The following is a 10,782-nucleotide window of genomic DNA, read 5'->3' on the forward strand; positions in this document are numbered from 1 at the left end:
AATACGTCATTATTAAATGCCAGCGTCTTCCTGTGGCATCTCGGGTGGTCGGTATCGTGTTTTATATCCGGAACAATCTGCGGTTGGTATTCTATCATCTGATCCTGCTGCTGCTCATCGCCGCCGCGGGCTACGGCCTATGGAGGGCGGGCGTGGACACCTTTCATATGATCGGCTGGTTCCCCGCCGTCATCGTGCCGGGCTCTTTCGTCATCGGCCTGTTGCTCACCCCTCATCGCAAAGCGCTGGGCAATGTGCTGTCCACCCTGTCCCTGCTGATCATCAGCCTGCTGCTCTATCCGGTCTACGCCCTGCATGACCTGGCGTTGGACGCGATTTATATGTACGGCCTGTTCCATCTGCCGTACGCCTGGCTTCCGCTGGTCGATTCGTTCCATGCCGTCAATGTGCTGCTCATCACCCTGCTGCCGTTTCTGGCCGCCACACTGGGAATATTTATAAAGCGGAGGCTTGTCCGATGAGATTGTCGTTGAAGTTGCTATGGAAAAAGCTTCTCCCGGCCATCGTCCTGCTCGGCCTGCTCACCCAATGCGTCGGCGGTTCGGGAGACATCTCGCCCGTTCTTCCCGCCTCGCTTCTGAAGGAAGCCGAGGCTGCGCCGGCAGCGTCCGGCCCGGAAATCCATGTCGATGTCCTGTTCCTGCACGGCTCCGGGGGGATCAGCGCCGCCGGCATTCTCCATCACCTGCGGCAAACCACGGTGGCGAACGCGCGGCTGACGGTTCGGCAGCTGGATGCGGCCGCCATCGATGACTCCTATGATCTGGTGTACCTGGACCGGGACCTGACCGGCGAACCCGCCTGGCCGGAAGTCCGGGACCGGCTCATCGCCTATGTCGAGCAAGGCGGCATCCTGTTCCTGTCCCATGAATATGCGGACGCCTTCCCTGCGGCATTCACCGGCATCGCGGCCATGACGCCCATCGAGGATACCGAGCTGAACTTCGCGTATCCGGAAGTGCGCCGCAACCTGCAGGGGATTCAGCGGGTGTGGCAGTCGTTCAGCGACATTTACGGCCGTTACAACGGGTTGAATCCGAAGTTTCATATTCATTTCGAAGAAGGCGCCGTGACGGATCAGGCCGTGCCGCTGGTGAAGAAGGGCGACCTCGCGCTGCTCACGGCCAATCAGGCGGGCGACGGCACCGTCATCTGGGCCAACAATTTCCTGCCGAACGAGCAGTTCATCACCCGCTTCGATCTGCAGGCCGAAGAAGGACAGAAATATTTCCACTTCGGCTATGCCAGCGCCAACTATCTGTTCCGGACGGAACTGATCAAGTTCGCCGCGAAGGAGCACCACGGCTTCTCCGTGCAGAAAGCCTACGGCCCGTACGGCAGACCGGGGATGGCCTGGCAGGCGCACTATGAGGCGCTGTATTCGTTCGTGCTGCGGGACATGATCAAATTCACCGAGCTGCTGGAAAAACACGACCAGGTCCCGACCTACTCCGTCGTGCGCGGCAGCTACAACGGCGGCGTCTGGATGGAATCGCTCCGCTATCTGGAGAACATCGGCACCGACCAAGCGCCGCGGTTCGTCAATATGGAAAGCGACTCCTTCTTCTCCGCCGGCCGGGCGCTGACGACCAAGAAGGCGAACATCCATTTCGGCCGGGTGCCGGGATACAACTCGTTCCTGTCGCAGCTCGACACCAGCTGCCGGGCCTACCCGACAGCCGTCGACTGGAACCGGGACGGCGCGACGGACTTCATCATCGGCACGCATGACGGATACGTCTATTTCGCGGAAAATGACGGCGAGGCAACAGACCTCGTCTTCAAGAAGCCCGTCAAGCTGAAAGGCGTCCGGACGGACAGCGACGCCGCGCCGTTCGTCGTGGACTGGGACGGCGACGGTCACCCCGATCTGGTGCTCGGAAGCGGCAATGGCGAAGTCGTCCTGTACCGAAATAACGGCAAAAACAAGCTGAAGCTTGCGGGAACCTTCACCGCCGGCGGCCAGGCGCTGTCCGTCGCCGGAGCAGCCGCGCCCGCCGCCGCCGATTGGGACGGCGACGGCATCCCGGATCTCATCGTCGGGGACGCGGAAGGCAGCCTCCATCTGTTCAGGGGGACCGCCTCCGGTTCGCTCGAGCTTCACCCGGCCGAACCGATCCGGGCGGACGGCGAGCCGGTGAACGTCGGACGGTACGCCGCGCCGTTCGCGACCGACTGGAACAGCGACGGCATCCCCGACCTGCTGGTCGGCACCGAAAGCGGAGAGATCGTGCTGCTGGAAGGCCGGGAAGACGGCACGCTGACGAACAAAGGGCCGCTTACGGGCGAGGAATACAATTTCTTCGGCACGAACACGATCAAGCCGGGGCGCAACGCGGTGCCCGTTGTCGTCGACTGGAACGGGGACGGGAAGAAGGATCTGATCACGGGACATCTGGAATTCGGCAGCCCTTACGCCATCGACAGTCCGCTGTTCCCCTATCCGAAGGATCTGCGGGGGAACCTCCGGTACATCCAGCGCAAGCATCTTCCGCTCATTCCGCACATGTACCTGCATGAATACATGTCGGACGAACGGGAGAAGCAGGAGATCGCCCTGCACAAGGCGGCCTTCCACGCGCTCGGCCTGGAATGGGACGACGACATGGGCGTCAACCATCATACGTGGCGAATCAACAAGGACGCGCTGCAGACGTTCCGCAACCAGCGGGAGGCGGGGATCTGGTGGAACTTCGGGTTCAATCCGCCGAACGTGAGCACGGCGCCGCGGGATGGGGCGGAGTTCCTGTTCGTCATTCCGTTCCTGCTGCCCGACGACAGCGGCGATACGCCGTCCGAGCCGTTCATGCTGTTCTCGCCGGCGCCCCACCCGCTCAACTACGGCATGGCATGGGACAGCCTGGCGCAGTTCGACATTCCGCTTATCAATTTTGAGCATATCGAGCACAGCATGAAGCCGGGAACGGATCTGTACGAGAAGCTGCTCAAGATGATCTCCGCCATGAACCGGGTCCGGGAGACGCACAAATACACCTTCATGACCGAGCAGCAGATCGCCCGGTCGCTGCTGAACACGTTCTATGCCGATGTGAAAGTGCAGGCGGACGGCGGACAGATTTATCTGACGCCTGACGGCTCGCAAGTGCCCGCCAATGTGAAGGAATACGCCGGCACGCTCGGCGTGAAGCTGGAGCTCGGCGAGGCGTACGCGGACCGCGAAGTCGACACGTCCGGCATGTTCTATTACGAGGGCAATGGCGGGCATTACATCGGCATTCCCGGGCCGACGGCGGTCGATCTTGTCGACTCGTCCAAGATAACGGAGCGCCTCCATGTCGTCCGCAGCAACGGCCCGGTCGCGTTCACCGTCCGGGAGGGCGCGCTGGAGCTGCAGCTTGACGCGCAGGGGATGCAGGAGATCGAGATCTACTCCCCCGAGCCGCTCAACGTGACGGGCAAAAATCTGCGCGTGAAGCGCGACGGCAACCATTACACCATCATCCATTACGGCGAGCGGGCTCAAATGAAGCTCAAGATTCGGTGACGCACCCGAATCATTGGTAGGATTCCAGCACATAAAGGGTTCGGAGATCGGGATTCAGGACGGCGATCAGACGGTCGCCGTCCGATTCATTTTTGACAAGGTAATAATCCTGTTCATCGAAAACCGGCGGGTGCTGTACGAACAATTGCGCGATTTTCTCGCGGTCTTCCGGGTACCATTGCTGCAGATCCGTCATGAAGGCATCAATCAATGCGGATACGTAGCCGGTCGCGGACTCGATGCTGACCCAATCGGGCATGGCAAGCATCTCCCGGACCGCTTCCTCGCTGTAACGGGCGATCGAATACTGCGCATGGTCCCTTCCGGGGTATGCGAGAATCCGCTCAAGCTGCTCCGGCTCGGGCGTATCGAATCCCCAGTTCAAACGCCACACTTCAGCCTGTGTCCTCTCCAGCGATTTGCTGACTTCCGTGATCACGACAAGCAGCGCCAAGATCGCTGCAAGGATCGCGCCAATCCAGACGATCAGCCGCGATCGCGATTTGCCGGTTCCGGCGGCCATCCAATCCCTCCTGACGCATATTGAAAATTGTACATAAAATTGAAAAACGGTGAAGTGGGGACATAAAGTCCCCACTTCATCTTAATCCTGTATATAAATTGTAATACTATAAGGCACAATGGCGCCAGCTTCTTGAGCATCAGCAGCATGGTTATTCACCCATGTGACAAAAGCACTGGGAACCCCATTGGAAGTCGTATAGTTCTGGTGTTCAAAATCATATATGTCGTAAAGTCTGAGATAAACCTTCCATGAACCGTTAATCTTTTCAGCCCCGGCAATATAAGACACTTTATTCAGGCTTAAATAGACATCAACCGGTTTATTTAAAGTTAGGCTCCCCATTTTACTGTAGTAATTCCCTGAAGACGGAAGTTCACTTCTGAAACTTTTAATGAAATTTTTTATGACTTCTGAGTTTTTTACCGTATTGGAGTAACCTTCACCTGCATTATAAACCAAATCAGATGGTTCATCTTGTAAAGAGTGGAACAAGAACGCTCCTGACATCGGCAATCCCGCATCTATCAACGCTTCTGACCATCTGCTTAATTGATAACGATATAACCATTTGTCCAAAGACAGGGGAACTACATACAACATATGGGTAATTTGGCTGTCAGTACGGACTTTCTCTTGTTTAAGAATAATTTCGGGACTAGGCACGTTCTTTGCAGAGTCAATTTCAAATTTAAGTTGGTCTACAATCCTTTTATGATCTTCTTCGGTATATGTTTTATCACCTGATGCTATGATGTTTTCAGTCGGTAGCAGAACCAACGATAGAACAATTAAGATTCCGGCAAACCTGATTTTCTTCATAAAACCCCCCTAAATTAAAGTGTATTCTCCTAAAATATTACTATTTTGTTTTTTATGTGTCAATTACCTTTGATTTAGAAACCTTTTTCTTATCTGTTTCCGGCGCTTCGAATGCGCAGTTCTTTTCGAATGGAGGCAACGCCTCCATAATTTCATTTCCCACTCCGCCGCTGCCCGGTCGGCATTGCTCAAATTCCCGAGCAACTCCTCCACCATGGATGATGCCCGATTTCTCGCGGTCTTCCGGGTACCATTGCTGCAGATTCGTCATGAAAGAATTGATTAATGTGGTCTTCCGACCGCAGTTATAACTTTTAAAATTAATATTTACAGGTTATAGTTGGTGTGGTATGATAACTCCACAATATAACCGTTAATAATCTATTATAATGGTTATATCAATTTGCATGGGGGAGGAATGCACATGCTTCTGCAACGTTTGCCATGGGCCGGGGTTCGCATCGCGGTCGCCGCCGCCGTCATTCTCGATGCAAAGACGCTAGTTCCCATCCACTACGGCACGATGCACCATCCCCCGATCTATCACGAGACGGCGGATATTGCGGCTCGACTTGAAGCGGCTGCGGCCAATAAAATAAGGGTGGACATGATCGGAACTGCGGAAATTCTGAGGCTGTAAGGAGAAATCCCATGCACAGGACCATGACACTCGGCGGCGCGTTGTGGATCAATCTGGCGAACACCGTCATGATGCGGGACGGCAAGCGGACGGACGGACTCGAAGATCCGCGTTTCGCGGTCGAATGGCTTATGTCGAACGGATTGCTGACGGAAGCCCCCGAAGATAAACATGCGGCCGGCCGGATGCTGGCCGCCGTTCTCCCCGCGCTCATGCGGCTGCGTGATCTTTGCGCCGGCGCGATCTCGGATCTGAAGCGGAACGGACGGTTGTCCGACCGGACTTGCGCGGACATTGCGGAAGTTCTGCGCGGCCTGGAGATTGAGGCGCGAATGGAACGGCGGGACGGCGGGTTCCGGCTGGTTCACGAAGGCCGGAGCCCTGCCGACCGCGCAAGCCATGCGGTGATCCAATCCATCGTCGACACGCTGGCCAGCCATTCGCCGGACCGGATTCGGAAGTGCGAACACCCATCATGCATCCTGCATTTCGTCGATACCTCGAAGAGCGGCAGGCGGCGCTGGTGCAGCATGGAATTGTGCGGCAACCGTCAGAAGGCGGCCGAATATTACGCCCGGCAGAAAAAGAAGTCAGGCGGATGACGTCCTTCATGCCTTTACGATCGCTTCGGCCCCGGCGGCGGCAACCCGCCCTTTCATCGTTACTGCTTCAAGATCTTCAAATACGCTACCCACGGGCCGACGTCGTCGCGGTACCGCTTGGCCATCACCCGGATGATCTGGGACAGATGGGTCAGGTCGTGCACCACCCAGGCCGTGAGCAGCTGGCCCAATGTCACGCTTCCGAATTCCGGGTGCATGCCTTTAAGCCCGAGATGCCGCTCCGGGTCAATGAACGCCCGCAGCCTGGCCACATGCCCGTCCCGCAGCTCCCGGAACTCGGCAAGCCGCTGCTCCAACGACCGGCCGGACGGTTGGCGCAAATGGGCGAACCGGTCAAACGGCGGAAATGGCTGCTCCTCACCATGCGCAAGCAGCCATTCCATCCGGGGAATCCAATTGCGCTTCTCCGCTTCGATCAGATGGTCGACCACTTCGGATGCACTCCAGGTTCCTTCCCCTTCGCGGCACCCAAGCCACGAATCGGACAGTCCCGTCAGCATGCTTTCCAGCGTCCGGGGCGTTCGCTCCAGCAACTCCAATGCTTCCTGCAAATTAAAATTCACGCGCACCCTCCTCGCAATGACATCGTGTCAGACTTCCCCTGCTGACATTGTACGCCAGTCTGTTCCTCTGAAAAAGCCGCTTTTCCGATTCTCCTCAGCGAAATAGCCGCCGATGAAGTCGATGAACTTCCGGGCCGCCAGGGAGAGATACCTCCGCTGCGGCCATACGAGCCAGTAGTCGCGCCGGCAGACCGGACGCTTGATCGGCAGGTAGACCAGCTCGGGATCATTGGGATTGATGCAGGCGAACAGCGCGACGCCGAGACCGGCCCGCACGAGGCTCAGAATCGCGGCAGGCTCGTCGACCCGGCAGACGAATCGCGGCGAGATGCCGGCCTGCCGGAACAGCGCGTCGTTCACATCCTGAAAAATAAACCCTTCCTTGTACCCGATGAACGGCTCGCCCGCGGCATCGGCGAGACGGACGGCGGAGCGGCCGGCCAGCCGGTGTTTCCGGGGCACGACAAGGTACAGCTCTTCGCCGAGCACCCGGGACTGCTCCACCCCTTCCCGGTCGATCGGCATCACCGAGAACCCGATGTCCGCCTCCCCGGAATCGATCGACGCGGCCAACTCGTCCATCGAAGCCGCGTGCGTAATCTGCATGTCGACGTTCGGATGCCGCTCCAGAAATTCACGGATCGGTTCGACGAGGGAAGTCATCGTCGAGGTCACCAGCCGGATGCTCCCCTGCTCCAGACCCGCCAGTTCGGCCACTTCCCGCTTCGCTTCCTCCAGCAGATTGAGCGCGGTCTCCACTTTGTGCAAAAAGGTTCTGCCGAACGCGTTCAGCCGGATTCTCCCGCTCTGACGGTCAAACAGCGGCACCCCCACGTGCTCTTCCAGCCGCGCGATCGTCTTGCTCAGCGCAGGCTGCGCGATGCGCAGCTCCTGCGCCGCGCGCGTCATGTGTTCCAGCCGGGCCACTGTGCGGAAATACTGCAGCTGCAACAGTTCCATGCGATCTCCTCCTGCCCCATATATCCGAGTATATGATTCATATATCAGAATATATATTTTTGTTTATTTCGGTTTCATTATAAACTAATGGCACAAGAACCGAACAGGGAAAAGAGGGATGAATCATGAAGGCGGCGGCATTTGCGACATTCGGCGGCCCGGAAGTGATGGAGCTGATGGACCTCCCCGAACCGCAGGCCGGCCCGGGCCAGGTCAGGGTGCGGGTGAAGGCGGCGGGTGTGCAGCATTTCGATTGCGCGGTGCGGAGCGGTCTGTACCCGGGGAATGTCGAGGTCCGTTTACCGCAAATTCCGGGCAACAGACGTTCCCGCTGGAACGGGCCGACGAAGCCCATCGGCTGATTGAAACCCGCCGGGGCCGCGGCAAGATCGTCCTGACAATCGACTGACCGCATCGCCAGACCGCACGGTTCGCGTGCGGTCTCTGTCCTTGGCCTTGACAATTCGTCAATATATATGAATAATTGTTCATATATATTTTATGAAGTTGATTTGGAGGCGAACGGTCATGCACACGGACGTGCTGGTCATCGGCGGCGGGCAAGCCGGGTTGGCGGTAGCATTTTTCCTCTCCCGGCGCAACATCCCGTACCTGGTGCTCGATAAGGGCCGTGAAATCGGCGAAGTCTGGCGGCGGCGCTATGATTCGCTCACGCTGTTCACGCCCCGGAACTACAGCGAGCTGCCGGGCATGCGCCTCGCCGGCGATCCGGACGGCTTTCCGGTGAAGGACGAGATCGCCGCGGCGCTTAAGCAATACGCCGAAGATCATCAACTGAACGTCCGGCTCGCGACCGAAGTGCTGACGCTGCGGAAAGCGGACGGGGAATTTCTGGCGGAGACGAACCGGGGCGCCTTCACCGCCCGGCAGGTGATCGTCGCCACGGGACCGTTCCAGGCGCCCTGGGTCCCGCCGATGGCAAGCCGGCTTGACCCGGACGTCGTCCAGCTGCATTCGGCGCATTACCGGAATCCGGCCGATCTGAAGCCGGGCACGGCGCTCGTCATCGGCGGCGGCAATTCCGGCGCGCAGATCGCGGCGGAGCTGGCCGCAAGCCGCCGGGTCATCTTGTCCGCGGCGCACCGGGTGACGTTCTTCCCGCTCACGATCGCCGGCAGAAGCGTCTTCCGGTGGTTCGACGCGCTGGGAATTCTGAACGCGCCGACCGAGTCGCGCATCGGCAGGATCGTCCGGAAGCGGCCCGATCCCGTGTTCGGCTTCGAGCTGAAGCGCCTGCTTGCCGCGAACCGGATCACGCTCAAGCCGAAGGCCGTCCGTGCGGAGGGACGGACCGTTCAATTCGCGGACGGCACGGTTGCGGAGGCGGACAATGTCATCTGGGCGACCGGATTCCGGTTCGATTACAGTTGGCTGCAAATTTCAGGGGCCTTGGATGCGGAGGGCAAGCCGATCCACGAACGGGGCGTGAGCCCGGTCGGCGGCCTGTACTATGTCGGACTGCCGTGGCAGACGTCGCGCAATTCCGCGCTCATCGGCGGCGTGGGGCGCGATGCGGAAGCGATCGTGCGGCGGATTGCGGCGGATTGCGGCGGGACGGACCGCGCGGGCCTGACCCCCATTTACAGCGGATAATGCTCGGACCCGCTCCGTTCCCCGACCCGGCGGTTCCAAATGGAGCGGAACAGGAGCGATGTCGCATTTCGCGCACACCACAGGGCAACCCATGCGAAGTACAGCCCCCACACCACGGCGGGAACGGCAGTCGCCCGGCTCAGGTTCGCCGCGTCACCGGCCCCCGCCGGGTCCATGATCGCGATCGCCAGAATCGTCACGGAACTGATGACCGATTCCACGAGGCAGATGAACGCGACAAGCGAGGCGTAGAAGATGCGCAGCCAGTTCGGGGTCAGGAAGCAGACCAGCAGCGTGATGACCGCAAACCCCAGGCACCACAGCATGCCGTACCCGTTGCGGACGAAGAGAAGCAGCCCGAGGGAAGCGATGGCGGCGGCAAGCAGCAGCCCGATCTTCTCGCGCCCGCTCGCCTGCAGGCGGAACAGCAGCCACGCGAACAGGGCGGCGCCGGTATATCCGGCGAGGGAGATCAGAATCGACCGCCAGCCGGCCTGGATCATCGAGTGCGTGACGCCGCTCTGGTCGGCGTAGAGATGGATGTACAGGACGCTGCCGGAGAGCAGCAGAGTCATGACGGCGTGCGCCATCTCGTGCACCAGCGTATAGACATTGCGGAAGAACGCCGAGAACGGCACCAGCCGGGTCAAAATCGCCGTGACCAGGACGAACAGCGCCATTTTCACCCAGGATTGCATGGGCGCCCCTCATTTCGGTCGGAAGATTGGGTGTTTAAAGTGTTTTAAAGCGTGGGGTCTTCGAATCTGGCTTCTTTGTGGGTTCGATTATTTTAACGCTAATTGGCATTGGAAAATCTATACCTGCCAAAATTGCCTCACCTTCGCCCAAAACCGGGAGAAACGACAAGATGGAGTTATTAGCTGCTGAACAAGCATTTACTATTGCTTCTTTGTCGTACTGATTTATTAATCGATGAACTATAAACGTGCCCATTTGACTCAACGTTCCTATGGGTATATCCCTTGGCATTTGAGTGGCTATACACAAAAATAAACCATATTTCCGACATTCTTTTGCAATTTGGTCAAATGCATTTAGATGAGTGAACTGAAAGTTCTCATCGTGTATTTTCCTGTTCAAAAATTGATGTGCTTCATCAACAAATAATACTATAGGGTTTAATTTGAATTCTCCTTGTCTAGCTTTAGTTAACAAGTAATTAGCAATAGAGTTTGCGATAATCTCTCTAGTTTGATACTCAAATCCTACTTTTTCAAAGCCTATTCTAAGAATAAATTGAGACTCGTTATTAACTCAACTTTCGCAGCTTAATTTTCCGAACAAAGCCTTGATATAATTGGGCAAACTCGCAATCCATTGCTGGAGTTGACATACAACGGCAGACTGATCCCGTTTGGATTTCGCTTCCGTGAACGCCATGAAAAATGCGATCAGATGCTGCAAAGCCGTTTTGAGATCCAGGTCTCGAACTTCGTCGGAAAACAGGAAAAACAGACCGCCCAACGACCGCGCGTCGTTGTTGTGACGGC

General features: G+C 57.6%; 13 protein-coding genes and 2 pseudogenes. 7 read left to right on the forward strand and 8 right to left on the reverse strand.

The annotated features are described in order from the left end of the window. Positions 1–56 precede the first annotated feature (56 nt). Entirely contained in the window at positions 57–482 is a 426-nt protein-coding gene (locus C6W55_RS15850; protein WP_286893777.1) for a hypothetical protein, read from the forward strand. Then, on the forward strand, positions 479–3,526 hold the full coding sequence (locus tag C6W55_RS15855) for an FG-GAP repeat domain-containing protein (protein WP_015256170.1): 3,048 nt from the start codon (positions 479–481) through the stop codon (positions 3,524–3,526). The genes C6W55_RS15850 and C6W55_RS15855 overlap by 4 nt, the downstream gene beginning before the upstream one ends. A gap of 10 nt (positions 3,527–3,536) precedes the next feature. On the opposite strand, the gene C6W55_RS15860 is transcribed toward C6W55_RS15855, so the two are convergent. The 3 genes from C6W55_RS15860 to C6W55_RS15870 form a co-directional block, all read right to left on the reverse strand. Then, on the reverse strand, positions 3,537–4,049 hold the full coding sequence (locus C6W55_RS15860) for a hypothetical protein (RefSeq protein ID WP_213483920.1): 513 nt from the start codon (positions 4,047–4,049) through the stop codon (positions 3,537–3,539). An 81-nt stretch (positions 4,050–4,130) separates the two neighbouring features. Further along, positions 4,131–4,871 carry a hypothetical protein gene (locus C6W55_RS15865; protein ID WP_213483921.1) on the reverse strand — a complete coding sequence of 247 codons (741 nt, stop codon included), beginning with the start codon at positions 4,869–4,871 and terminating at the stop codon, positions 4,131–4,133. 52 nt (positions 4,872–4,923) lie between these two features. Beyond that, complete coding sequence (locus C6W55_RS15870; protein ID WP_213483922.1) at positions 4,924–5,142, reverse strand: hypothetical protein; 219 nt, start codon at positions 5,140–5,142, stop codon at positions 4,924–4,926. 153 nt (positions 5,143–5,295) lie between these two features. Here C6W55_RS15870 and C6W55_RS15875 point away from each other — a divergent pair, with 153 nt between their 5' ends. Both C6W55_RS15875 and C6W55_RS15880 read left to right on the forward strand, forming a co-directional pair. After that, positions 5,296–5,511, forward strand: coding sequence for a hypothetical protein (locus C6W55_RS15875; protein ID WP_213483923.1), 216 nt, complete (start codon positions 5,296–5,298; stop codon positions 5,509–5,511). Positions 5,512–5,522: 11 nt separating this feature from the next. Continuing rightward, a complete protein-coding gene (locus C6W55_RS15880) occupies positions 5,523–6,113 on the forward strand; it encodes a CGNR zinc finger domain-containing protein (protein WP_286893780.1) in 591 nt (196 codons plus the stop codon). A gap of 59 nt (positions 6,114–6,172) precedes the next feature. Here C6W55_RS15880 and C6W55_RS15885 read toward each other — a convergent pair whose 3' ends face one another. Both C6W55_RS15885 and C6W55_RS15890 read right to left on the reverse strand, forming a co-directional pair. Continuing rightward, entirely contained in the window at positions 6,173–6,697 is a 525-nt protein-coding gene (locus C6W55_RS15885; RefSeq protein WP_286893782.1) for a DinB family protein, read from the reverse strand. Between the two features lie 27 nt (positions 6,698–6,724). Continuing rightward, complete coding sequence (locus tag C6W55_RS15890) at positions 6,725–7,657, reverse strand: LysR family transcriptional regulator (RefSeq protein ID WP_286893783.1); 933 nt, start codon at positions 7,655–7,657, stop codon at positions 6,725–6,727. A gap of 125 nt (positions 7,658–7,782) precedes the next feature. Here C6W55_RS15890 and C6W55_RS15895 point away from each other — a divergent pair. The 3 genes and pseudogenes from C6W55_RS15895 to C6W55_RS15900 form a co-directional block, all read left to right on the forward strand. After that, positions 7,783–7,977, forward strand: a pseudogene (locus C6W55_RS15895) (NADP-dependent oxidoreductase); the annotation flags it as partial. Beyond that, entirely contained in the window at positions 7,911–8,066 is a 156-nt protein-coding gene (locus C6W55_RS18185) for a zinc-binding dehydrogenase (RefSeq protein WP_353682049.1), read from the forward strand. The pseudogene C6W55_RS15895 and the gene C6W55_RS18185, both read left to right, overlap by 67 nt. 119 nt (positions 8,067–8,185) lie before the next feature. Continuing rightward, the gene (locus C6W55_RS15900; RefSeq protein ID WP_286893784.1) at positions 8,186–9,271 is read left to right on the forward strand and encodes a flavin-containing monooxygenase; all 1,086 of its coding nucleotides are present in this window, start codon (positions 8,186–8,188) and stop codon (positions 9,269–9,271) included. On the opposite strand, the gene C6W55_RS15905 is transcribed toward C6W55_RS15900, so the two are convergent. From C6W55_RS15905 to C6W55_RS15915, 3 genes and pseudogenes are all read right to left on the reverse strand, one after another. Continuing rightward, complete coding sequence (locus tag C6W55_RS15905) at positions 9,259–9,969, reverse strand: M50 family metallopeptidase (protein ID WP_286893785.1); 711 nt, start codon at positions 9,967–9,969, stop codon at positions 9,259–9,261. The genes C6W55_RS15900 and C6W55_RS15905 overlap by 13 nt on opposite strands. Positions 9,970–10,003: 34 nt before the next feature. After that, positions 10,004–10,447 carry an ATP-binding protein gene (locus C6W55_RS15910; protein WP_286893787.1) on the reverse strand — a complete coding sequence of 148 codons (444 nt, stop codon included), beginning with the start codon at positions 10,445–10,447 and terminating at the stop codon, positions 10,004–10,006. 99 nt (positions 10,448–10,546) lie between these two features. Next, positions 10,547–10,782: pseudogene (locus C6W55_RS15915) on the reverse strand (IS4 family transposase); the annotation flags it as partial.

The organism is Thermobacillus sp. (assembly GCF_003390775.1).
Classification (GTDB): Bacteria; Bacillota; Bacilli; order Paenibacillales; family Paenibacillaceae; genus Thermobacillus; species Thermobacillus xylanilyticus.

Coding starts and splice junctions, on each gene's coding strand:
- C6W55_RS15855 (WP_015256170.1), top strand. CDS start 479: ATGAGATTGTCGTTGAAGTTGCTATGGAAAAAGCTTCTCCCGGCCATC.
- C6W55_RS15860 (WP_213483920.1), bottom strand. CDS start 4,049: ATGGCCGCCGGAACCGGCAAATCGCGATCGCGGCTGATCGTCTGGATT.
- C6W55_RS15865 (WP_213483921.1), bottom strand. CDS start 4,871: ATGAAGAAAATCAGGTTTGCCGGAATCTTAATTGTTCTATCGTTGGTT.
- C6W55_RS15870 (WP_213483922.1), bottom strand. CDS start 5,142: ATGACGAATCTGCAGCAATGGTACCCGGAAGACCGCGAGAAATCGGGC.
- C6W55_RS15875 (WP_213483923.1), top strand. CDS start 5,296: ATGCTTCTGCAACGTTTGCCATGGGCCGGGGTTCGCATCGCGGTCGCC.
- C6W55_RS15880 (WP_286893780.1), top strand. CDS start 5,523: ATGCACAGGACCATGACACTCGGCGGCGCGTTGTGGATCAATCTGGCG.
- C6W55_RS15890 (WP_286893783.1), bottom strand. CDS start 7,657: ATGGAACTGTTGCAGCTGCAGTATTTCCGCACAGTGGCCCGGCTGGAA.
- C6W55_RS15900 (WP_286893784.1), top strand. CDS start 8,186: ATGCACACGGACGTGCTGGTCATCGGCGGCGGGCAAGCCGGGTTGGCG.
- C6W55_RS15905 (WP_286893785.1), bottom strand. CDS start 9,969: ATGCAATCCTGGGTGAAAATGGCGCTGTTCGTCCTGGTCACGGCGATT.